Here is a 24,224-nt window from a genome sequence, read left to right on the forward strand (position 1 = left end):
TTAGTCTCCGCTGAAAAAAGGACAGTCCCATGACCGTGCGCATCGAAAACCAGACCTGCTTTTTCACTGTCGAAAACGGCGAAGAAATTCGCCTGTGCCCCGACGTCACCATCATCACCGACTCGGAAAAAGCCATGTCAGCCGTGGAGCTCAATGGCCAGCGCGTCTACATCACCGAAGCAGAAGCCGACGCATTAACCGTAGCAGGCGCTGTGGACGGCCGTAAGCATTTGAAGGCCACCGACAGTGATTCGGTGATTTGACTGACCCGGATCAACAAGCGCTGCGGACGCCTGGGATAGGCGCCCGCAGCCTGCGTTGGCGGGTGCATCAAGTTGTCGCAGGCACTCGTTCAGAACCCATCTGATCCGCTTTTTATTGCGATACCTGAGTCTGTTATGCAAACAGATCGCCGCTCATAGTGCACCGGCCTGATGGAGGCTGATGAGCGAACGACCATGAGCGAGAGAATCCCCGTCCGAACCGTAGAAAGCGCCCCCGCAGTCCAGCGCTATGAGCCTTCGCGTCCAAAGATGAAGGCCAAATCCAGCGACAACCTGATTCACACCCGCAGTTTTACCGGCCTGTACCGCAGCCTGCGTATGAGCGGTGCCGGTTTTCTGTTCCTCGCCTTCTTCGGCACGGTATGGCTGAACTGGGGCGGTCGCCAGGCGGTGCTCTGGGACTTGTCTGAAAGCAAATTCCACATCTTCGGCGCGACCTTCTGGCCGCAGGATTTCATCCTGCTTTCGGCGCTGCTGATCATTGCCGCGTTCGGCCTGTTCGCGATCACCGTGTTCGCCGGCCGGGTCTGGTGCGGCTATACCTGCCCGCAAAGCTCCTGGACCTGGATCTTCATGTGGTGCGAAAAAATCACCGAAGGTGAACGTAACCAGCGGATCAAGCTGCAAGCTGCGCCGTGGAGCCTGAACAAACTGCTGCGCCGCTCGGCCAAGCACACGTTGTGGCTGGGCATCAGCCTGCTCACCGGCCTGACCTTTGTCGGCTACTTCACGCCGATCCGGCCCCTGGCCGAAGAACTGCTGACCTTGCAAATGGCCGGTGTCAGCCTGTTCTGGGTGATCTTCTTCACCGGCGCCACTTACATTAATGCCGGTTGGCTGCGCGAAGCGGTGTGCATGCACATGTGCCCATATGCGCGGTTCCAGAGCGTGATGTTCGACAAGGACACCCTGACCATTTCCTACGATGTGGCCCGTGGCGAAAACCGTGGCCCGCGCAAACGCGAGGTCAAACCGGCGGACGTCGGCCTCGGTGATTGCATCGACTGCCAGGTCTGCGTGCAGGTCTGCCCCACCGGCATCGACATCCGCGACGGCTTGCAGATGGAATGCATCGGCTGCGCGGCGTGCATCGACGCCTGCGATTCAATCATGGACAAAATGGGCTACGCTCGCGGCCTGATCAGCTACACCTCCGAGCATGAACTGCAGGGCGGCAAGACCCACCTGCTGCGGCCACGGTTGATCGGTTACACGGCGGTTCTGTTGGTGATGATCGGCGCGCTGGCTCTGGCGCTGGTGGAACGACCGATGGTGTCGCTGGACGTCACCAAGGACCGTGGCATGTACCGCGAGAACAGCGAAGGCCAGATCGAAAACATCTACAGCCTCAAAGTCATCAACAAGACCCAGCAGCGCCAGGATTACCGCCTGAGCCTGGAGGATGGCGAAGGCTTCCAGTTGCAAGGCAAGACCGAGCTGAGCCTGGCGCCGGGCGAGATTGTCGACGTCCCGGTGTCGGTGGCGATGACCACGGAACGGCCGAGCAGCAGCTCGCAAACGATCAGCTTCAAGATTGTCGACAGCGATGAGCCGGACATCTACAGCGTGGCCCAGAGCCGGTTTGTTGCGCCGATGAATCGTTGAGCCGTTAAGATGCCGGCCATTGTCAGGCGCGGTCCATTGTGGCGAGGGAGCTTGCTCCCGCTCGGCTGCGAAGCAGTCGCAAAGATTTTGGGGGCGCTACGCACCCCAGCGGGAGCAAGCCCCCTCGCCACAACGGCGCATCACATGAATAACTTGAACCCAGGCACTCGATGAAACGCTACGAAAAATTCGCCGATGACATCGCTGAACTGATCCGCTCCGGGGTGCTCGGCCCCGGCCAGCGCGTGCCGTCGGTTCGCTACGCCAGCCAGACTTACGGGGTCAGCCCGTCCACGGTATTCCAGGCCTATTACCTGCTGGAACGTCGCGGCCTGATCCGTGCCCGGCCGCGCTCCGGCTACTTCGTCAACACCCACGCGCCGAGCCCGTTCTCGGAGCCGGTGATCAGCAGCCAAGTCAACGAATCCACCGAAGTCGACGTCAGCGAACTGGTGTTCTCGGTCCTCGACTCGATCAAGGACCCGACCACCGTGCCGTTCGGCTCAGCGTTCCCCAGTCCGACGCTGTTCCCGTTGCAACGGCTGTCCCGTTCCCTGGCCAGTGCCGCCCGGGAGATGGACCCGCGCATGGTGGTTACCGACATGTCGCCGGGCAACCCGCAACTGCGCCGGCAAATCGCCCTGCGCTACATGGTCGGCGGGTTGATGCTGCCGATGGAAGAACTGCTGATCACCAACGGTGCCCTCGAAGCGCTGAACCTGTGCCTGCAGGCCGTCACCGAACCCGGCGATCTGGTGGCCATCGAGGCCCCGGCGTTTTACGCAAGCCTGCAAGTGCTGGAGCGCCTGAAGCTCAAAGCCGTGGAAATCCCGGTGCACCCGCGTGACGGCATCGACCTCGGCGTGCTCGCGCAAACCCTGGAACGCCATCCGATCAAGGCCTGCTGGTGCATGACCAGTTTCCAGAACCCGATGGGCGCGACCATGCCTGAGGCGAAGAAGCAGGAATTGGTGGAGCTGTTGCGCAGCCATCAGGTGCCGCTGATCGAGGACGACGTATACGCCGAACTCTATTACGGCCAGCAAGCACCGAAACCGGCCAAGGCGTTCGACACCGAGGGGCTGGTGATGCATTGCGGTTCGTTCGCCAAGAGCCTGGCCCCCGGTTACCGCATCGGTTGGGTTGCCGCCGGGCGTTATGCGCAGAAAATCGAACGGCTGAAACTCATGACCTCGCTCTGCGCGTCGATGCCGGCCCAGGCCGCGATTGCCGACTATCTGCAACACGGTGGCTACGACCGTCACCTGCGCAAACTGCGCTACGCCCTGGAAGAACAACAAAGCGCCATGCTCGCCGCCATCGCCCGTTATTTTCCGGCGCAGACCCGCGTCAGCCAGCCGGCCGGCGGCTACTTCCTGTGGCTGGAACTGCCACCGCAGATGGATTCGCTGAAGTTGTTTCAGATGGCGCTGGCGCAAGGCATCAGCATCGCGCCGGGCCCGATCTTTTCACCGACCCAGCGCTTCAGGAATTGCATTCGGTTGAATTACGGCAGCCCTTGGGATGAGGCGGCGGAAAAGGCGATGGAGACGTTGGGGCGGATTGTGCGGTCGTTCTGACGGTGCGATGTCGTCTGGACTATCGCCTTCGCGAGCAAGCCCGCTCCCACAGGGATCGGTGTTGTTCACAAATTATGTGTTCACACCAATCTACTGTGGGAGCGGGCTTGCTCGCGAAGAGGCCCGCTCCGGCAACGCAAACCTCAAGGACTAACGCCCACCCCCAAGATCAACGAACGTCCCGGTCGCATACGAAGCCTTGTCCGACAACAACCACACAATCGCCTCCGCCACTTCATCCGGCCGCCCGCCACGGGCCATCGGAATCGCCGACTCCAGCTTGCTGACCCGATCCGGGTCGCCACTTAGTGCATGGAAATCGGTATAGATGTAGCCAGGCCGGACTGCGTTGACGCGAATCCCCTCGCCCGCCACTTCTTTGGACAGCCCCAGGGTGAAGGTATCCAGCGCGCCTTTTGAGGCGGCGTAATCGACGTATTCGCTCGGCGCACCCAGGCGGGCCGCAACCGACGACACGTTAACGATGCTGCCACCCTGCCCGCCATGTTTGGGCGACATGCGCAGGATCGCGTGCTTGGCGCAGAGGATCGGCGCCAGGACGTTGGTCTTGAGGATTTTGAGAATACGGAATTCGGACATTTCGTCGACCCGGGACTTGTGCCCGACGGTGCCGGCGTTGTTTACCAGAGCAGTAACCCGCCCCAGCTCGGTGTCGACGCGGTGGAACATCGCGATCACTTCGTCTTCGATGCTGACATCGGCTCGTATCGCTATGGCTTGCGCACCGAGGGCGCGGACTTGCTCCAGCACACTCTGGGCCGCGACTTCGTCAGCCAGGTAGTTGATACAGATCCGATAGCCTTGCTCGGCGGCCAATAATGCAGTCGCGGCGCCAATGCCACGGCTGCCTCCGGTGATGACGATGACTTTTTCCATGCTGACGTTCCCCCGTTTCAAGCTTAAGCAGTCGGGGGCAAGAATAACCGTCATTGATGGGTTTTGCATGACCTGCATCTATCGGGGTGACAATGCGGGTCTTGGGTCTGGAAATTACCTGTGGCGAGGGGGCTTGCCCCCGTTCGGCTGCGAAGCAGTCGTAATCTGGATGACTCGATGTACCTGAAGAAAAAGCGGGGCCGCTACGCACCCCAACGGGGGCAAGCCCCCTCGCCACAGGTCTATCAGCCGGCAGCCTGTTGCTCGCCACGATGGATGTCGTGCATGAAACGCTCCGCCGGCAGCGGATGCCCCAACAGATAACCCTGCAGCGAATCACACCCCAGCTTGGTCAGGAAATCCTGCTGCACACCGGTCTCGACGCCTTCCGCCACGATCCGCAAACCCAACGCCTGGCCGAGCGCAACAATGGCCGAGACAATCGCGGCGTCATCACTGTCATGCTCCAGATCCCGGACAAAACCACGGTCAATCTTCAGCTCATTGGCCGGCAAACGCTTGAGGTACATCAAACTCGAATAACCGGTGCCGAAGTCATCGATGGACAAATCCACGCCCATGTCCGACAGCTCCTGCAGCACCGTCATGCTGGCATCGGCGTCGCTCATGGCGGTGGTTTCGGTGATTTCCAGGGTCAGGCTGTTGGCCGGCAAATGGTGCGTGGCCAACGCCTTGGCCACGCTCTGGACCAGGCCGACGTGGCAGAACTGCAAGGCCGACAGATTCACCGCAATACGCCAGTCGGTGTAACCGAGCACATACCATTCGCGCATCTGCCGGCAGGCTTCATTCAACACCCACTCGCCGATGGGAATGATCAACCCGGTCTTTTCCGCGAGGTCGATGAACTTGTCTGGCAGCAACATGCCTTGGGTCGGGTGCACCCAGCGCAGCAACGCCTCGGCACCCACCGGGCGGCCATTGCTGGCGTCGAATTTGGGTTGGTAATACAGGCTGAACTGTTGCTGCTCGAGGGCAGCGCGCAAGTCTTGTAACAACTGCAACTGTTTGCGGGCGTTGCTGTTCATCGAGGCGTCGAAGAAGCTGTGGCCGTTTTTCCCGGCGCCTTTGGCGTGGTACATCGCGGCGTCGGCGTTCATCAGCAGTTCTTGCGCAGTCTGGCCGTTGCCCGGATACAGCGCGATGCCGACGCTGGCGGAAATCTGCAGGTCATGTTCAGCCACGCGGAACGCGCGTGAGATCAGGTTGACCTGACGGGCCGCCAGGTTGAGGGCGTCGTCGGGTTCGCTCAGGCGCACCAACAACACAAATTCGTCACCACCGATCCGCGCCAGGGTGTCCTGGCTGCGCAAGTCTTCGCGCAGTCGCAAGCCGACCTCACGCAACAACTGGTCGCCCATGTGGTGGCCGAAGGCATCGTTGACCGGTTTGAAGCCGTCCAGATCGATGAACATCAACGCAAAACAGCCGCCCTGCTCTTGCACCTTGGACATAGCCAACTCGATGCGGTCAGCCAGCAACATGCGGTTCGGCAGGCCGGTCAGGGTGTCGTGCAGGGCCAGTTGCGTGAGTTCGCGATTGGCCTCGGTCAACGACCGCGCAAGATCAGCGGTGCGAGCTTCCAGGCGCGCGTCGAGAATCGAGGTCAACAAGGCAATGCTCAGAACAGCCAATGTGGTGATCAACACCAGATTGTCCAGGCCCTTGCCGCTCAAGCCGTCGAGGGCGGCACCACAGAAGCTGCCGTCCGGAAAACGCGCCGCCGCCATGCCGGTGTAATGCATGCCGACGATGGCGAAGCCCATGATTATCGCGGCACCGCCACGGAACAGGCTGACATAAGGCGAGTGCTGGCGCAGGCGGAAGGCGATCCACAACGCCGCTGCCGACGCACCGACGGCGATCAGCAGCGACGCGCTAAACAACGTCGGGTCGTAATCGATCCCCGGCTGCATCAGCATGGCCGCCATGCCGGTGTAATGCATGGCGCTGATGCCGCTGCCCATGACCAGCGCGCCAAATGCCAGTTGCCATAGCGGCAGTTTCGGCTGGCTGACCAGCCACAGGGCAAAGCCGCACGACAGAATGGCGATTAACAGCGACAGCACGGTGAGGCTGAGGTCGTAACCCAGATCGATGGGTAATTTGAAGGCGAGCATGCCGATGAAATGCATCGACCAGACGCCAATGCCCATGGCGACCGCGCCGCCAGCGGTCCACAAATGAACGGCGCGGCCCTTGGTCGTGGCGATCCGGCCAGTCAGGTCCAGCGCGGTATAGGAAGCGAGAATCGCCACGCACAGCGAGATGAAAACCAGCGTGGGGGAAAAGGTGCCGATGAGCATGATATTTCTCGTGACTGCCCCTCCGTACTGCGTCCGTTCTCGGGGGGCAAAGTCGGCGATTGTACTGATTGCGCGGAAGAACGCACTGACAAAATTATCAAATGGCCATCAACCCGATGAAACGCTTGTTTGACACCTTAAAACCCCCTTACCCGTAGCAGCGGTCGAGCCCCAGCGAGGCCGCGTTCGGCGGCGAAGCCGTCGTGAAATCAGGCTATGCGGTGTTTCAGGTTAACCGCGAGCTCAGGGTTTACGACGGCTTCGCCGCCGAACGCGGCCTCGCTGGGGCTCGACCGCTGCTACGCCGCCAGGCGGTTATTCCTTATCACTTACCTGCAACTGCCCATCCCACCCGCCGCCCAACGCCGCAATCAACTGCACACTGGCAATCAACCGGGCCTGCAACACGTTCAACACGCTTTGTTCATTGCTCAGCGCGGTGGCTTGCACCACTACCACATCCAGATAAGCAATCAACCCGGCCTTGTACTGGTTCTCGGTCAGGCGCAAGGAATCACGGGCGGCGTCCAGCGCTTCCTGGCGCACCGCTGCTTCGTTCTCATAGACCTTGAGTTGCACCAGGTAGTTTTCCACCTCGCGGAAACCATCGAGCACGGTCTGGCGGTACTTGGCCACGGTTTCGTCGTAGAGCGCTTCATTGCGATCGACTTCCGCCGAGCGTGCGCCACCGTCGAACAGTGGCAAGTCGAGTTTCGGACCCACCGACCAGAAGCGGTTCGGCAAGCTGATCAGGTTGCTCGACGTACTGCTGCTGTAACCGCCACTCAGGCTCAGGCTCAAGTCCGGGTAGTACGCAGCTTTCGCCACGCCGATGTTGGCGTTGGCGGCGATTACCGAACGTTCGGCGGAAGCGATATCCGGGCGGCGTTCGAGCAGTTGCGACGGCAGACTCAGGGGAATCTGCGGCAGTTTCGGGATGTCCTGGGTTTCCGCCAGGTTGAACTCCGCCGGAGCCTTGCCGATCAGCACGGCAATCGCGTTTTCGAACTGCGCGCGTTGCCAGATCAGGTCCACCAGATCAGCCTGGGTGCTTTTCAACTGCGCCTGGGCCTGGGCCACCGCGTCACGCCCGGAGACGCCGGCGCGGTACTGGTTCTGGGTCATTTGCAGCGAGCGTTCATACGCCGCGACTGTAGATTCCAGCAAGCGTTTCTGCTGATCGATCACCCGCAACTGCAAGTAGTTCTGCACCAACTCGGACTGCTGGCTCAGGCGCATAGCCGCCAGATCGGCGAAGCTTGCCTGTGCGCTGGCGGTATCGGCTTCGAGGCCGCGACGCAGCTTGCCCCAGATGTCCGCTTCCCAACTGACACCCAACTGGGTGGTGTAGGTATTTCGAATACCGCTGGCCGAACTGCTCAGGCTTGAACTGCTGCTGCCGGCGCCCTGGCTGGAGCGGGTCTTGCCCGCGCTCAGGTCAACCGTGGGGTAAAACGCCGCACGGGCGCTTTCCACCAAGGCTTGCGACTGACGATAACGGGCGTCGGCCTGGGCCACAGTCTGGTTGGCGCTGTTGAGTTGCTCGATCAGGCCATTGAGCTGGCGGTCGCCGTACAACTCCCACCAGGCACCACGGGCCAGGGAATCGCTCGGACTGGCCTGGCGCCAGCCCTCAGCTTCCTTGTACTGCGCCGGCTCGGCGGTGGGCGGACGCTGATAGTCCGGGCCGACGGCGCAGGCGCTGAGCATCGCCACACACAGCGCCAGGCTCAACAGGCGTGAGCCCCGGGCCGTGGCAATCGGTGCAGCCAGAGTGATAAGCGAACGGTCAGTCATAGCGGAGTTTCCAGAGCTGCATCGGTACGTACCCCACGCCATTTATTGAAGCGATGGCGCAGTTTGTCGAGATAGAGGTAAACCACCGGGGTGGTGTAGAGGGTCAGCACCTGGCTGAAAATCAGCCCGCCGATGATGGTCAGGCCTAATGGCTGGCGCATTTCCGCACCTTCGGCACGGCTGAGCAGTAGCGGCAGTGCGCCGAGGATCGCCGCCAGGGTGGTCATCAGGATCGGCCGCAGACGTTGCAGACAAGCGCTGCGAATCGAATCCAGCGGCGTCATGCCCTGATGCCGCTCCAGCTGCAACGCCAGGTCGATCATCAGGATGGCGTTTTTCTTCACCACGCCGATCAGCAAGAACAGCCCCAGCAGCGAGATCAGGCTGAACTCCCCGCCCAAGGCATAGATCGATAGCAATGCGCCAACCCCGGCCGACGGCAAGGTCGAGAGAATCGTCAGCGGGTGAATGTAGCTTTCATACAGCACGCCCAACACCAGATAAACCGCCAACAGCGCGCCGAGAATCATGAACGGCTGGCTCTTCTGGGTCGCGGCGAAGGCGTCGGCGGTGCCGGCCATTTTCACGATCACGTCTTCTGGCATGCCAAGCTTGGCAATCGCCCGCTCAATGGCTGCCGTGCCCTGCTCCACCGTGACGCCTTCGGCCATGTCGAAGGAAATGCTATCGGAGGCGAACTGGCCTTCGTGGCTGACCCGATCGTCTTCCAGGCTATTTTCGTAGTGCGCGATGGTCGACAACGGAATCCGCGCACCAGTGGAAGTGATCACCTGCACCTGCTTGAGGGTGATCGGGTCCTGGGCGTATTTCGGATTGACCTCCATCACCACCTGATACTGGTTGAGGCTGTCGTAGATCGTCGAAATCTGCCGTTGGCTGTAGGCGTTGTTCAGCACTGCGGTGACCATGTCCATATCGACTCCCAGGCGTTTAGCCTGGTCGCGGTCGACAATCAGCGTGACCTGCTGCGCGCCGCGTCCTTCACGGGCGTCAATCGCGGTCAGCTCCGGCAAGGTCCGCAGCGCCGCGACGACTTTCGGGTACCACTCGCGCAACGAGCCCAGGTCGGCGCTTTGAATGATGTAGGAATACTGCGAGGTGGTCTGTTCGCGACCGCCCCCGAATTGCAGGTCCTGATCCGCCATCAACATCAGTTGCGCACCGGGCACCTTGGGCATTTCCTTGCGCATCCGCTCGATGACTTTTTGCGCAGAAATATTGCGCTCCTTGATCGGCTTCAAGCGCACCAGCATGAAGGCGTTATTCGTGCCGTTGGTGCCGCCGATGAACCCGGCCACGCTTTGCACTGCCTCATCCTTGAGCACGGCGCGGCGGAAGATTTCCATCTTCGGCTGCATCACGCTGAACGACAGCCCGTCATCACCGCGCACAAAACCGATCAACTGGCCGGTGTCCTGCTGCGGCATAAAGGTTTTCGGCACCACCACGTACAGCGCGACGTTGACGCCAACGGTCACGATCAAGCTGAGCAAGGTCAGTCGGCGGTGGCGCAGCACCCAGTCGAGGCTGGTGGCGTATTTGCCGACCATCCATTCATTGGCGCGCTGGCTCCAGCGTTGTAGACGGTTTTCCTGCCCCGGCGTGTGCGGCTTGAGCCAACGCGCGCAAAGCATCGGGGTCAGGGTCAACGACACGATCAGCGAGACGACGATGGACGCCGCCAGGGTGATGGAAAACTCGCGAAACAAGCTTTCGATGATCCCGCCCATAAACAGGATCGACAGGAACACTGCCACCAGCGAGACGTTCATCGACAGTAAGGTGAAGCCGACTTCCTGTGCGCCGAGGTACGCGGCCTTCATCGGCGGCACGCCTTCGTCGATGTGCCGGGAAATGTTTTCCAACACCACGATGGCATCGTCCACCACCAGCCCGGTGGCGAGGATCAGCGCCATCAGCGACAAGTTGTTCAGGGAGAAACCGTAGAGGTACATCACCGCAAAAGTGCCGACCAGCGACACCGGCACCGCCAGCGTCGGAATCAGCGAAGCGCGGAAGTTACCCAGAAACAGGAACACCACCAGAATCACCAGGGCCACGGCAATCAGCAGGGTCATTTCCGCTTCGTGCAATGTGGCCTTGATCACCGGCGAGCGGTCCATGGCCAGGTTCAGTTTGACGCTGGCCGGCAACACCGCCTGCAACGCCGGCAACTGCGCCTTGATCTCGTTGACGGTCTCGATGATGTTGGCGCCGGCCTGGCGGTTGATCACCAGCAACACCGCCGCGTCGTTGTTGAAGAAACCGCTGTTGTAGCGGTCCTCGACGCCGTCGCTGACCGTCGCCACATCCTTCAGGCGCAGGGCCGCGCCGTTGTTGTAGTGGATGATCAGCGACTCGTAGTCCTTGGCCTTTTCCAGTTGATCGTTGGCCTGCACCTGCCACAAACGCTGGTCGTCCTCGACCGAGCCTTTGGGCCGGCGCACGTTGGCGTTGGCGATGGTGTTGCGCACATCGTCCAGGGCCACGCCGTACTGGTTCAGCGCCTGGGGTTCGAGTTCGATGCGCACCGCCGGCAGGGAGCTGCCGCCAATCTGCACTTCACCCACGCCCTGCACCTGGGACAGGCTCTGGGACAGGATCGTCGAGGCCAAATCGTAGAGCTGACCTTTTTCCAGCACATCCGAGGTCAGGGACAACACCATGATCGGCGCTTGCGACGGGTTGACCTTCTTGTAGGTCGGCATGCTGCGCATCCCGCTCGGCAGCAGGTTGCGCGAAGCGTTGATCGCCGCTTGCACTTCCCGCGCCGCGCCGTTGATGTCGCGGTCCATGTCGAACTGCAAAATCACCCGGGTCGAGCCCTGGCTGGAACGACTGCTCATGGTATTGACCCCGGCGATGGCGCCGAAGGAACGCTCCAGCGGCGTGGCCACGGTTGAGGCCATCACTTCCGGGCTGGCACCCGCGAGGCTGGCCTGGACCACGATCACCGGGAAATCCATCTGCGGCAGCGGTGCCACCGGCAACAGGCCGAAACTCACGCCGCCCAACAGCATGATCGCCAGGCTCAGCAACATGGTCGCGACCGGGCGCTTGATGAAAGGTCCGGACAGGTTCATGGCTGTTCTACCACTTCCACGGTTTCAGACTTGCGGCCCCAGCGCCGGCCGAGACGGTCGAAATACAGGTAGATCACCGGGGTGGTGAACAGCGTCAGCACCTGGCTGACCAGCAAGCCGCCGACCATCACCAGACCCAGAGGTTGACGCAGTTCCGCGCCGGAACCGGTGGCCAGCATCAACGGCACCGCACCGAACAACGCGGCCAGGGTGGTCATCAGGATCGGCCGGAACCGCAGCAGCGCCGCTTGATAGATCGCCTGCTCCGGCGCCATGCCCTGATTGCGCTCGGCGTCGAGGGCGAAGTCGATCATCATGATCGCGTTCTTCTTCACGATGCCGATCAGCAGGATGATGCCGATGATCGCGATCATCCCCAGGTCATTGCCGGTCAGCAGCAGCGCGAGCAAGGCGCCGACCGCCGCCGAGGGCAAGGTCGAGAGGATGGTGATCGGGTGAATGTAACTCTCGTAGAGCACGCCGAGCACGATGTACATGGTCACCACCGCCGCCAGGATCAGCAGCAAGGTGCTCGACAGCGACGCCTGGAATGCTTCGGCCGCACCCTGGAACTGGGTCTGCACGCCAATCGGCATGCCGATGTCTTTCTGCACCTGATCGATGATTTCAACCGCGTGCCCCAGCGCCACGCCGGGAGCCAGGTTGAACGACATCATCACCGCCGGGAACTGGCCGATGTGGGTGATCGCCAATTGCGTCTGGCGTTGTTCGACATGCGCCAGGCTCGACAGGCGCACCTGCCCGCCATCGGTGGTCTTGACGTGAATCTGGTTCAGCGCGTCCGGGCCGATCTTCTCGCCCGACTGCGATTGCAGGACCACGCGGTACTGGCTGGCCTGGGTGTAAATCGTGGAAATCTGCCGCTGGCCGAAGGCGTCATACAGCGCATCGGTGATGTTCGACACCGACACACCCACCCGTGACGCCGCATCGCGGTCGATCACCAGGTACACCTGCAAACCCTTGTCCTGCAAATCGCTGGCGACGTCGGTCAGCTCGGGGCGCTGGGCCAGGGCTTCCACCAGACGTCCGCTCCACAGACTGAGCAATTCCGAATCCGGCGACGACATGCTGAATTGGTACTGCGTGCGGCTGACCCGGTCTTCGATGGTCAGATCCTGCACCGGCTGCATGAACAGACGGATGCCGATCAGCTTGTCCACTTCCGGTTGCAGGCGCGCAATGATCTTGGTCGCGCTGAGATCTCGCGCACTGTGGGGCTTGAGGTTGATCAGCATGCGGCCGCTGTTCAACGTCGAGTTGTCACCGTCCACGCCAATGTAGGACGACAGGCTTTCGACCGCCGGGTCGGCGAGGATCACTTTCGCCAGCTCCTGCTGACGTTCGCTCATCGCCGCAAAGGAAATCGACTGCGGCGCTTCGGAAATGCCCTGGATCACCCCGGTGTCCTGCACCGGAAAGAAGCCCTTGGGCACCACCATGTAAAGGAATACCGTCAGCCCGAGAGTGGCGATGGCCACCAGCAAGGTCAGCGGCTGATGCTTGAGCACCCACTGCAATTTGCGCCCATAGGCTGCGATCATCCAGTCGATGGTCGCGCCGCTGGCCCGGTAGAAACGGCCCTGTTCTTCTTCCTTGGGTTCACGCTTGAGTAACCGCGCGCACATCATCGGCGTCAAGGTCAGGGACACCACCAGGGAAATCAGGATCGCCACCGCCAGGGTGATGGCGAATTCACGGAACAGGCGCCCTACTACGTCGGCCATGAATAGCAATGGAATCAACACCGCGATCAGCGACAAGGTCAGGGAAATCAGGGTGAAGCCGATCTGCTTGGCGCCCTTGAGCGCCGCATTCAACGGCGTGTCGCCCTCTTCGATAAACCGGGAAATGTTCTCCAGCATCACGATGGCATCGTCCACCACAAAACCGGTGGCAATGGTCAGGGCCATCAAGGTCAGGTTGTTGACCGAGAAGCCGGCGAGGTACATCACGCCGAACGTACCGATCAGCGACAACGGCACGGCGACCGACGGAATGATCGTCGCGCTGGCCCGGCGCAGGAACAGGAACGTCACCATCACCACCAGTGCGATGGCGATCAGCAGTTCGTGTTGCACGTCGGTGACCGAGGCGCGGATGGTCTGGGTACGGTCGGTGAGGACCGTGACGTCGAGACCGGCCGGCAGGTTGTCGGTGATGCTCGGCAACAGCGCCTTGATCCGGTCAACCACTTCGATGACGTTGGCGCCGGGCTGACGCTGGATGTTCAGCAAAACCGCCTGGTTTTCATTGGCCCACGCCGCCAGTCGTTCGTTTTCGGCACCGTCGACAATCTCTGCCACGTCCTTGAGCCGCAACGGCGCGCCGTTGGCGTAGGCGAGGATCAGGTTGGCGTAGTCCTTGGGCGAAGTCAGTTGATCGTTTGCATCCAGCATCGAGACCCGGGTCGGGCCGTCGAAGTTGCCCTTGGGCTGGTTGACGTTGGACGCGCCGATCAAGGTGCGCACGTCCGACAGGTTCAAGCCATTCGCCGCCAGGGCCTCCGGGTTGACCTTGATGCGCACGGCCTGACGCTGGCCGCCGGCGATACTGACCATGCCGACGCCGCTGATCTGGGCGATTTTCTGCGCCATGCGCGTATCGACCAAATCATTCAGTTTAGGCAGCAGCATGGTCTTGGAGGTGATGGCGAGGGTCAGCACCGGGGTGTCGGCCGGATTGACCTTGTTGTACACCGGCGGTGCCGGCAGGTCCTTGGGCAGCAAATTGGTCGCAGCGTTGATCGCCGCTTGCACTTGCTGCTCGGCGACGTCCATGTTGATGTCGAGGCTGAAGCGCAGGGTCAGCACCGAGGCGCCGCCGGAACTGGTGGACGCCATTTGCGTCAGGCCGGGCATTTGCCCGAATTGGCGCTCAAGCGGCGCGGTCACTGCACTGGTCATCACGTCCGGGCTGGCGCCGGGATACAGCGTCATGACGCGGATGGTCGGATAATCGACCTGGGGCAATGCCGACACCGGCAGCAAGCGGTAGGCGATGATGCCGGCCAGGATAATGGCCAGCATGCTCAGGGTCGTGGCGACCGGGCGAAGGATGAACAGCCGCGAGATGTTCATGCGCCCTTTTTCACCTTGTCGTTGGCGGTCGCTTCAGTGGTTTTCGCCGCGGATTTGCCTTGCAGGTGTTCGGTCGGGGTGGTCGGCACATCCTGGCTGTCGTTGACCACTTCCACTTCGCTGCCTTCCTTCAGGCGGTCGGTGCCTTCCAGGACCACGCGATCACCGACGGCCAGGCCTTCGGTGATCACGGTGTTGTCGCCGTCACTGGCGCCGACTTTCAATTGACGAATCTTGACCTTGTTGTCCCCGTCCATGGCGTAGACGAACGTGCCGTTGGTGCCGAACTGGATCGCTGCCGATGGCGCGAGTACCACGCCTTTGAGGGTGTCGGCCAGCAGGTGCACGTTGACGAACTGATTCGGGAACAGGCTCAGGTCGCGATTATCGTAGCGCGCCTTGAATTTCAGGGTGCCGGTGGTGACGTCGATCTGGTTGTCCAGGCTCTGCAACACGCCGCTGGCCTGCATCTTCATGTCGCCACGGTCCCAGGCTTCGACGGGCAGTTTGGCGCCGGTGTGATAGCGCGCCAGAACGGTGTCGAGGCTGTTTTCCGGCAAGGTGAAGACGACGCTGATCGGCTGGGTCTGGGTGATGATCGCCAGCGCTGTGGTGTCGTTGGCGGCGACGAGGTTGCCGACGTCCAGCTGACGCAAACCGACGCGCCCGGTAATCGGCGCGCGGATCTTGGTGAATTCGAGATTGAGCTTGGCGTCGTTGACCGCCGCCTGGTTGGTCTTGACCGTGCCCAGGTATTGGCCGACCAGCGCCTCGGCGGTATCGAGGGTCTGCTTGGCGATGCTGTCTTCTTTAAACAGGCCGCGATAACGCTCGACATCGACCTGAGCGTTTTTCAGCTGCGCCTGGTTTTGCAGCAGGGTGCCTTCAGCCTGGAGCAAGGCGTTCTGGTAAGGACGCGGGTCGATCTCGGCCAACAGGTCGCCGGCCTTGACCATCTGCCCTTCCTCGAAGGCAATCTTCATCAACTCGCCCGCCACCCGGCTGCGCACATTGATGGTGTTGAGCGCCGTGACCGTGCCCAGCGCCTTGTAATACAGCGGGAAGTCACCCTTGACCGCCGGGGCCACCCGCACCGGGATCGGCCCGGTCGCGCCGCCAAACCCAGGACGCATACCCCCGGCCTTGCCCGTATGCCCGGCGACGGCTTTCGGCTTTTCGCCCGCTTTATGGTCAGTGCCAGCAGGCCAGAATTTCCAGCACACGGCAGCGACGACCAACAGGACAAGCAGGCCGAACAGCCAGCGACGGGGACTACGGGAAGAGGATTGCATTGAATGATCAACCATTGGGCGCGTGGGCTTCTTCTACGGGAGGCTGAACGATAAGCACTGGCGCGCATTAAGCAAAGCGGCTTTACCGGCAATTTACCTTCGGCTTACGTAACAGGAGATTTATCTAAGACACTGAAGCACAAATGAAAACGGCCCAGCGAGTGCCAGGCCGTTAACAATTGTAAAAACCTTACTTCAGAACAGCGAGTGCTGCTTCGTAGTTCGGCTCTTCTGCAATTTCTTTAACCAGTTCGCTGTGCAGCACGTTGTCGTTTTCATCCAGCACGACGACGGCACGGGCGGTCAGGCCTTTGAGCGGGCCGTCAGCAATGGCCACGCCATAGTTTTCGATGAACTCGGCGCCACGCAGGGTCGACAGGTTCTGGACGTTTTCCAGGCCTTCGGCGCCGCAGAAACGGGCTTGAGCGAATGGCAGGTCAGCGGAGATGCACAGTACAACAGTATTGGCGACGTCGTTGGCCTGGGCGTTGAACTTGCGTACCGAAGTCGCGCAGGTCGGGGTGTCGACGCTTGGGAAGATGTTCAGCACTTTGCGCTTGCCGGCGAAGCTCGCCAGGGTCACGTCCGACAAATTGCCGGCAACCAGGGAAAAGGCTGGCGCCTTGGAACCGGCTTGTGGCAGTTGGCCGTTGACTTGAACCGGGTTGCCTTTAAGAGTGACTTGAGCCATGAACGGAGTCCTTCTGATGGTGTTGTTGGAAATCTGAAGAGGCCGAAGTTAACCACGAAATGGCCCGACGACCTATGGCCAGATACAAATTGTGAAGTGTCGGCGCACAAATTGGATACAACTCGCACAAATGACACAAATCTCCTGTGGGAGCGGGCTTGCTCGCGAAAGCGGTGTATCAGCTCACAAAGACGTTGGCTGACAGGCCGCCTTCGCGAGCAAGCCCGCTCCCACAGTGGACCGCGTGTACACCGTGCTATTTCAGCAAGCACAACATATTCCGATGCCGCGCCTCGAAAATCCGCCGCATATAGGCATTGACCAGCAACCACTCCAGCGCCGCCCCGCCGATCGCCGCATACGTCACGCGATCGGTATATAGCGTACCGCCCTCTCCCGCCGCCACCCGGTGTTCATGACGAAAGGCAGCCATCGGCCCCTTGAGCATTTCGTCGATGAAATGCGTGTCGCTGACCTCACGAATCACCACCGTCCAGTTCGACGGAATGACGTTGAACATCCAGTGCCGGAAGCGGAACTGGCGACCGGCTTCGATGCGCAGGTTATTGATGTCGATATCGCCCAGCGGCGTAACGCGCTCGGGGAAGATCTTCGGGAAGTTGACGCCTTCCAGGCAGAAGTCCAGGACCTGCGCCGGTGTGCGGTCGGGGATCAGCGTTGTGAGTTCAAGGACGGGCATGGGCATTCCATTGACGAGTGGCGTCGCAGCGCAGGAATACTAAGTAACGAAAATAATGTCGAAAAATTTGTCGATTCCGCAAACCACCATTCGACTAGGCAGTGAATCACTCACCTCCAGCGGAGATAAATCCATGCAATTCATGATCATTGTCAAAGCCAGCCCGGACTCCGAGGCCGGCGTCATGCCCACCGAAGAACTGCTCACCGCGATGGGCAACTACAACGAAGAACTGGCCAAGGCCGGCATCCTTCTTTCGTGCGACGGACTGCAACCCAGCAGCAAAGGCGCCCGGGTGCGTTTCTCCGGCGAAAAACGCAAGGTGATCGACGGCCCGTTTGCCGAGACCAAGGAGTTGATTGCCGGCTATTGGCTGTGGGAAGTGAAGTCGAAAGAAGAAGCCATCGAATGGGTCAAACGCTGCCCGAATCCGATGCCGGGGACGGAAGCCGAGATCGAGATTCGTCCGGTGTACGGGCCTGAGGATTTCGGTGCAGAGTTCACGCCTGAGTTACGGGAGCAGGAAGAGCGGATACGCGCGCAGGCGAAGAAGCACTGAATGTTTGGGGAGGCCTCCACAGGGATCACCTTGTCAATTGTGGTAACCCCTTGTGGGAGCGGGCTTGCTCGCGAAGGCGTCGTTTCAGTCAGCATCTCTGTCAACTGATACACCGCTTTCGCGAGCAAGCCCGCTCCCACATTGAACCTCCAGCGGGCACAAAATTTGCGCCCGCCCCCCCCCGACAACCACGCACAAATGCTTACTCTCAACCTCAGGTCCCCTCCCCAACCACCTGATTCGTATTAACTTTTTAGTACACAGAAAAAACGCCAATTCGCGCACAAAACCAAAGAATTAATCCATTCGACTGGATAACCCGTGGTTTGCTGCTAGCTTCAAATGACGTGTCCTACAGGCTTGATTAGGAAAGAGACTACGCATTGAAGGCCAAGAATATGGCCAAGTTCGTCCACTGAGCCACCAAGGAACCGGGGAATCATGTCGAAAAATCAGGGAGCGCACGCCTGTTCGCTGGTGGCACTGCTGGCGTCTGCATTTTGTGCACACGCAGATAACGCCGAGGAAGCCAACAAAAGCAACAACCCGCTGAACCTGGCGCCGGGCGCCAATCTGCAGGACTACTACACCCCCAAAATCTACGACACCAACGTCCACACCAATGACGCGTTGCTGCGTGGCACCTTGCCGGTGGCGCCCAACGATTTCATCGGCGTTCCGCAATTGCTCCGTGCGACGTTGCCGATCAGCACCCGCCCTGACCCGCACAACGGCTACAGCACCGGTATCGGTGACCTCAACCTGTTCGATATTTTCCTGCTCAAGACTGATGGCATTCAGCTCGGCATCGGCCCGCAGATCACCGCGCCTACCGCCGAGCAGGACGAATTGGGCACCGGCAAGTGGCAGGCCGGCCTGGCCGCCATTGCTATCGACTCTTCGCCGCGTGGCCTGTTGGGCGCGCTGGTGCAATACCAGAGTTCGTTCGCCGGCGACCATGATCGCGCGCACGTCGAAACCGCGACGATGCAACCCTTCATCATTCATAACCTGGCCAAGGGCTGGTACCTGCGTTCGACCGGCACCTGGACCTTCGACCTGAAGAATGACACCCATTACATCCCCATCGGTTTCGGTGGCGGCAAGGTCTGGAAGTCCGGGACCAACGTTTTCAACGCCTTCGTTGAACCGCAGTGGACCGTGGAACGCAAAGGCGATGGCCTGCCGCAGTTCACGCTGTTCGCCGGGATCAACGTCACTTTCGGCAAATAAGGATATCCCTATGCACATTGCACTGCGTGCCGCCGGTTTCAGCATCATGGCGACATTCGTCAGTTGCGGCGTGGGCGCGCAAGCGCAAGCCCAGGACCTCGACACCCGAATTGGCAAAGTCGCCATGGAAGGCGAACTGCCGGCCCATGAGTCTATCGCCAAGCTCTACGCCGAACTGGATTTCCAGCAGGCAACCCAGAGTTATTTGTGGGCCTTGCCGCTGGTGTCCTACGCCCAGTGGCAGGAAGAATTTCGCGACAAGCTCGGTGCCCACAGCGGCGACTTGATGGTGCTCAACAGCTACGAAGACAAGCTCGGCGTGATCACCGCCAACGCCACTACGCCGTACATCCTCGGCTTCGTCGACCTGAATGAAACCGGGCCGCTGGTCATCGAACTGCCACCAGGCCCGACTGCCGGCGGCATCGGTGATTTCTGGCAGCGGGCGATCATCGACATGGGCCAGACCGGCCCGGACAAAGGCAAGGGTGGCAAGTACCTGGTGCTGCCACCGGGCGCCGAGCCACCGGCCGACGCTGGCAAGTATTACCTGGCCAAGTCGGAAACCATGAACGTGCTGGTGGGCTTTCGCGTCCTTGATCCAGACCCGGCCAAGGGCAAGGCGCTGGTCGAGCAATTCAAAATGTATCCCTACGCCAAGCGCGCCGAGCCGAGCAAAACCAGACTGCTGTCCCCCGGCGGCAAGGCCTGGTCCGGCACCCAGCCGCGCGGCCTGGCGTACTGGGAGCGGCTGCACCAGATCATCCAGAAAGAACCGGTCAACGAACGCGACCGTTTCTACATGGCAATGCTCGCCAGCCTGGGCATCGAAAAGGACAGACCGTTCAACCCCAACGACAAGCAACGTGCGGCATTGGAACAGGGCGCACAGGTCGGCGAACTGATCGCCAAGGCCAATACCTTCGCCAAGCGCTTCCCGGATGCGCAGTATTGGAAAGACCGGCAGTGGGACACCGTGCTGAATATTGCCGAGCCATCACAACGCGTCGCTTATTACGACCAGTTGTGGGAACGCAGCGCCTGGTTCTACGAGGCGGTGACCAACACCAAAGGCATGGTTTCGAAAACCCCGGGCCTGGGGCAGACCTACCTCGGCGCCTACACCGACGCCAAGGGCAACTGGCTCGACGGCGGCAAGAGCTATCGCCTGCACGTCGGCGCCAACCCGCCGGCCAAGCAGTTCTGGTCGATGACTGTGTACGACATCGACAGCCGTTGCCTGATCGACAACACGCAGCGCAAGGCCGATCTGTCGTCCCGTCAGGACCTGAAAAAGAACGCCGACGGCTCGGTGGACCTGTACTTCGGCCCGACTGCGCCCAAGGGGTTTGAGAACAACTGGGTGCAAACGGTACCGGGCAAGCACTGGTTCAGCTATTTCCGCTTGTATGCGCCGACCGAGGCGTATTTCGACAAGAGCTGGAAGCTTGATGACATTGCGGCGGTGGAGTGACCACTGATGCGGGACATCACCCAAAAACCTGTGGGAGCGGGCTTGCTCGCGAAAGCGGTGGGTCAGTCAACACTGCCTTTGAATGTGCCGGCCTCTTCGCGAGCAAGCCCGCTCCCACAGGATTTGTGCAGCATTCAACACAAAGGACACCCCATGCACATTAAGAAAGCCCCCCGCCTGATGCTCGCCAGCCTCTCGCTCCTGCTGAGTTGCAGCGCCTGGGCCGACTTCACCGCCACCCCGGAAGAAGCCCGGGGCATCGCCAAGGAAGCCTACCTCTACGGTTTCCCGGTGGTGGAGATGTACAAGACGCTCTACACCCAGGCCGTGGACAAGGCCGGGGCGAATTTCAAGGCGCCGTTCAACAAAATCGGCAACACCGCCAAGGTTTTTACTCCGGCGGACACCGCGTTTGTCACGCCGAATTCCGACACGCCCTACTCCTTCGTCTGGATGGACCTGCGCGCCGAGCCGGTGGTGCTGACCCTGCCGCCGATTGCGGAAAACCGTTACTACTCGGTGCAACTGATCGACCTCTACACGCAAAACTTTGCCTACCTGGGCACCCGCAGCACCGGCAACAAGGGCGGCACCTACATGATTGCCGGCCCCGACTGGCAGGGCCAGCAACCGGTGAATATCGATCGGTTGGTGCGCAGTGAAAGCAACATCGCCTACGCGTTGTACCGCACGCAGTTGTTCGACAACGCTGACCTCGCCAAGGTCAAGCTGATCCAGAACGCCTATAAGGTGCAGACCCTGAGCCAATACCTCAAGCAACCGGCGCCAGCCGCCGCGCCGAAGGTCGAATGGCCGAAACCCACCGCCGACATGAGCGACACCCCGGATCTGTTCCGCTACCTGAATTTCATGCTCGGTTTCGCGCCGCCCCAGGACGTTGAAAAGGACCTGCTGGCACGCTTCGCCAAGATCGGCATCGTCGGCCGCCAGCCGTTCAAGCTCACCACCCTTACCGCAGACCAACGCAAGGCGCTGGAGGATGGCATCGCCGATGCCAAGGCCGAGTTTGCCCAGTTCAAGAAAGACAAGGTCGACACGCACCAGATCACCAGCGGTGACTTCTTCGGCACCCGCGATCACCTGAAAGGCAACTACCTGTATCGCTACGCCGGCGCCAACATGGGGATCTTCGGCAACTCCGCCGAAGAGGCGAATTACATCGGCTACTTCGTCGACAACCAGGGCAAACCGGTCAACGGTGCGCGCCACAGCTACACCTTGCACTTCAACAAGGACGAACTGCCGCCGGCCGATGCCTTCTGGTCGCTGACGATGTACGACGGTAAGACCAAGTTGCTGGTGGCCAATCACATGAAACGCTACCTGATCAACTCGCGGATGTTGCCCAAGCTCAAACTCGACGCCGACGGTGGGCTGACCCTGTACGTGCAGCATTCGGAGCCCCTGGGCGACAAGAAACACAACTGGCTACCGGCGCCCCCTGGGCCGTTTTATGCCGTACTGCGGGTCTATCTGCCGAAGCCGGAAATGGTCAGCGGCCAGTGGCAGATCCCGTTGCTGACGCCGATTGGCCAGTAAGTCGCAAATCGTCATACAGAACTTTGCAGGAGCACAAGCATGCGTTTGAACACATCAAGGATGACGGCACTGACGTTAGCCATGACCCCACTGCTGAGCCAGGCCGATAACGCCCGGGACTGGCAGAACCTGCCGACCGACCTGAACATGGTGTTCGGCTATTACAACCGCATCGACACCAACACGCCGATCGACACCGCGCTGCCGATCGATGGCCTGTCCCTGAACGCTGACCTGTACATCGCCCGTTACGCCCGTTCGTTTGCGGTGGACGGGCGCAACAGCGCGATCCAGATCCTGCAACCCTACGCCGACATCTCCGCATCGTTCGACAACGCGCAGTTTTTCGACGGCACCAAGCACAACGGCGGCATGGCCGACACCCAGTTTGTGCTAGTGCACAACCTGTTCGGCGGCCCGGCGCTGACCAAGGAAGAGTTCGCCAACTGGACGCCGGAAACCTTCCTCACCGGCGCCATCTGGATCACCGCGCCCACCGGGGATTACGACAAGGACCGGATCATCAACATCGGCTCCAACCGCTGGGCGTTCAAACCGGAAATCGCCTTTGGTACGCCCATTGGCCCGACCTGGCTCGAGTTCAACACCTACGTGTCGATGTACGGCGACAACAACGACTACCACGGTGACGGCAAGCTCGAGCAAAAGCCGCTCTACGCCATCGAAACCCACTACAGCTACACCATCAACCGTGCGTTGTGGGCGTCACTCGACGCCACCTATAACCGTGGCGGCGAAACCAAGATCAACGGCGATTGGCAGGACAACAAACAGGAAAACGGCCTGTTCGGCGCCAGTGTCGGTTTCATGCTGTCGCCACAGTTCGGCGGGCTGATCGCCTACTCGGACACGGTGTCGGAGCGTACCGGCTCGCCGGACGTGAACACCTGGACCTTGCGCCTGCAATACGCCTGGTAACGGAGGCTGATCGATGATCACGGCATGGATGCGCACAAACCTGACCCTCTGCGGGGCGATGCTCAGTGGCATGGCCTGCGCCGCCGGCAACTTGCCGGCCCTCGGCAGCACACCCGCGCAACCGGTCGGCAAGAGCGATCCGGAAACCTGTCATCGACTGCAGCAAGACTTCGACATCGACCTGAAAAAAGTCGTGGCCGCCGGCTGCGATCCGTCTACCGAGCAAATCGCCAAGTTGATGGACAACCCGGTGGGCAATCTGGTGCTGCTGTTCAACCAGTACGACTACACCGCGCTCAAGGGTCCGAACAGCAACGGCACGCGGATGCTCGGCAAATACAGCTTTATGCCGACCTTCCCGATTTCCATCGGAGAAGACTGGAACCTGATCAACCGTCTGCCGATCAGCTATGTCAGCGCACCGGTCAACCACAAGGCCGGCAACCTGATCGGCATGGGTCCGAATGAGTTGCTGCATGATCGCGGCGACTTCACCTCCGTGGTGCAGGACCCGTTCGACCGCACCAGCGGTTTCGGCGACCTGGCGTATGTCGGGGTGTTCTCGCCCAAGGAGCCGATCCGCTTCGCCGGGGGCGGCAAAATGGTCTGGGGCTTCGGCCCGACCGCGATGTTCCCCACCGCCGAATACGACGTGCTCGGCACCGGCAAATACTCTCTCGGCCCGGCGTTCGTCGCCGCGTACCTGGGCGAAGACTGGACCCTCGGCCTGTTCCCGCAGCACTGGTGGTCGGTGGCGGGCGACAGCAAGCGCAAAGACGTGAGCCTGACCAACATCCAGTATTTCATCCAGCGCACCATCCCCGGCCCGGAGCAATGGCGGGTCGGCATGACGCCGAACGTCACGGTCAACTGGAAGGCCAAAGGCGGCAACAAAGTCACCTTCCCTATCGGCATCGGCGCCGGCCGGATCTTCAACTTCGGCAAGTTGCCGGTGCGGATTTCCGGCGAGATTCAGTACTCGGCGATTCACCCGGAAGACCTGATCAGCAGCCGCTGGAATTTCCGTTTGTCCTTCATCCCGGTCATTCCGACCTTTATGTTTTGAGCGAGGGAAACAGCC

17 protein-coding genes are annotated in these 24,224 nt (G+C 60.8%); 9 read left to right on the forward strand and 8 right to left on the reverse strand.

Annotation, left to right across the window (positions count from 1 at the left end):
• The first annotated feature begins 29 nt into the window (after positions 1-29).
• The 3 genes from NK667_RS12370 (at position 30) to mapR (ending at position 3,469) form a co-directional block, all read left to right on the forward strand.
• On the forward strand, positions 30-263 hold the full coding sequence (locus NK667_RS12370; RefSeq protein WP_054046461.1) for a DUF3203 family protein: 234 nt from the start codon (positions 30-32) through the stop codon (positions 261-263).
• 195 nt (positions 264-458) lie between these two features.
• Entirely contained in the window at positions 459-1,889 is a 1,431-nt protein-coding gene (gene ccoG / locus NK667_RS12375) for a cytochrome c oxidase accessory protein CcoG (protein WP_054614909.1), read from the forward strand.
• A 170-nt stretch (positions 1,890-2,059) separates the two neighbouring features.
• Positions 2,060-3,469: a GntR family transcriptional regulator MpaR gene (gene mapR / locus NK667_RS12380; RefSeq protein ID WP_054046464.1), complete on the forward strand. Its 1,410-nt coding sequence runs from the start codon at positions 2,060-2,062 to the stop codon at positions 3,467-3,469.
• Positions 3,470-3,619: 150 nt separating this feature from the next.
• Here the strand turns inward: mapR and NK667_RS12385 are convergent, their stop codons facing one another.
• From NK667_RS12385 to NK667_RS12420, 8 genes are all read right to left on the reverse strand, one after another.
• A complete protein-coding gene (locus NK667_RS12385) occupies positions 3,620-4,366 on the reverse strand; it encodes an SDR family oxidoreductase (RefSeq protein ID WP_054614910.1) in 747 nt (248 codons plus the stop codon).
• Positions 4,367-4,611: 245 nt separating this feature from the next.
• Positions 4,612-6,693, reverse strand: a complete 2,082-nt coding sequence (locus NK667_RS12390; RefSeq protein ID WP_054046468.1) for a putative bifunctional diguanylate cyclase/phosphodiesterase — start codon at positions 6,691-6,693, stop codon at positions 4,612-4,614.
• 315 nt (positions 6,694-7,008) lie between these two features.
• Positions 7,009-8,490 carry an efflux transporter outer membrane subunit gene (locus NK667_RS12395; protein ID WP_054614911.1) on the reverse strand — a complete coding sequence of 494 codons (1,482 nt, stop codon included), beginning with the start codon at positions 8,488-8,490 and terminating at the stop codon, positions 7,009-7,011.
• A complete protein-coding gene (locus NK667_RS12400) occupies positions 8,487-11,594 on the reverse strand; it encodes an efflux RND transporter permease subunit (protein WP_054614912.1) in 3,108 nt (1,035 codons plus the stop codon). The genes NK667_RS12395 and NK667_RS12400 overlap by 4 nt, the downstream gene beginning before the upstream one ends.
• Positions 11,591-14,695 (reverse strand): MdtB/MuxB family multidrug efflux RND transporter permease subunit, encoded by a 3,105-nt coding sequence (locus tag NK667_RS12405; protein ID WP_054614913.1) that lies wholly within the window; start codon positions 14,693-14,695, stop codon positions 11,591-11,593. Before NK667_RS12405 ends, NK667_RS12400 begins: the two co-directional genes overlap by 4 nt.
• Positions 14,692-16,002 carry an MdtA/MuxA family multidrug efflux RND transporter periplasmic adaptor subunit gene (locus NK667_RS12410; RefSeq protein WP_054614914.1) on the reverse strand — a complete coding sequence of 437 codons (1,311 nt, stop codon included), beginning with the start codon at positions 16,000-16,002 and terminating at the stop codon, positions 14,692-14,694. Before NK667_RS12410 ends, NK667_RS12405 begins: the two co-directional genes overlap by 4 nt.
• 175 nt (positions 16,003-16,177) lie before the next feature.
• Positions 16,178-16,678 carry a thiol peroxidase gene (gene tpx / locus NK667_RS12415; RefSeq protein WP_008030203.1) on the reverse strand — a complete coding sequence of 167 codons (501 nt, stop codon included), beginning with the start codon at positions 16,676-16,678 and terminating at the stop codon, positions 16,178-16,180.
• A 256-nt stretch (positions 16,679-16,934) separates the two neighbouring features.
• A complete protein-coding gene (locus tag NK667_RS12420) occupies positions 16,935-17,378 on the reverse strand; it encodes an SRPBCC family protein (protein ID WP_054614915.1) in 444 nt (147 codons plus the stop codon).
• A gap of 133 nt (positions 17,379-17,511) precedes the next feature.
• Between NK667_RS12420 and NK667_RS12425 the strand changes: the two genes are divergently transcribed.
• The 6 genes from NK667_RS12425 to NK667_RS12450 all read left to right on the forward strand — a co-directional run bounded on the left by NK667_RS12425 (position 17,512) and on the right by NK667_RS12450 (position 24,209).
• Positions 17,512-17,937 carry a YciI family protein gene (locus tag NK667_RS12425; protein ID WP_054614916.1) on the forward strand — a complete coding sequence of 142 codons (426 nt, stop codon included), beginning with the start codon at positions 17,512-17,514 and terminating at the stop codon, positions 17,935-17,937.
• A 441-nt stretch (positions 17,938-18,378) separates the two neighbouring features.
• Complete coding sequence (locus NK667_RS12430; protein WP_054614917.1) at positions 18,379-19,170, forward strand: hypothetical protein; 792 nt, start codon at positions 18,379-18,381, stop codon at positions 19,168-19,170.
• Between the two features lie 10 nt (positions 19,171-19,180).
• Positions 19,181-20,644, forward strand: coding sequence for a DUF1254 domain-containing protein (locus NK667_RS12435; protein WP_054614918.1), 1,464 nt, complete (start codon positions 19,181-19,183; stop codon positions 20,642-20,644).
• Positions 20,645-20,797: 153 nt separating this feature from the next.
• Positions 20,798-22,204 carry a DUF1254 domain-containing protein gene (locus tag NK667_RS12440; protein WP_054614919.1) on the forward strand — a complete coding sequence of 469 codons (1,407 nt, stop codon included), beginning with the start codon at positions 20,798-20,800 and terminating at the stop codon, positions 22,202-22,204.
• 39 nt (positions 22,205-22,243) lie between these two features.
• The gene (locus NK667_RS12445; protein ID WP_054614920.1) at positions 22,244-23,143 is read left to right on the forward strand and encodes a transporter; all 900 of its coding nucleotides are present in this window, start codon (positions 22,244-22,246) and stop codon (positions 23,141-23,143) included.
• Between the two features lie 28 nt (positions 23,144-23,171).
• On the forward strand, positions 23,172-24,209 hold the full coding sequence (locus NK667_RS12450) for a hypothetical protein (protein ID WP_054616255.1): 1,038 nt from the start codon (positions 23,172-23,174) through the stop codon (positions 24,207-24,209).
• Positions 24,210-24,224 lie beyond the last annotated feature (15 nt).

Origin of the sequence: Pseudomonas nunensis, from assembly GCF_024296925.1 — a bacterium.
GTDB lineage: Bacteria > Pseudomonadota > Gammaproteobacteria > Pseudomonadales > Pseudomonadaceae > Aquipseudomonas > Aquipseudomonas nunensis.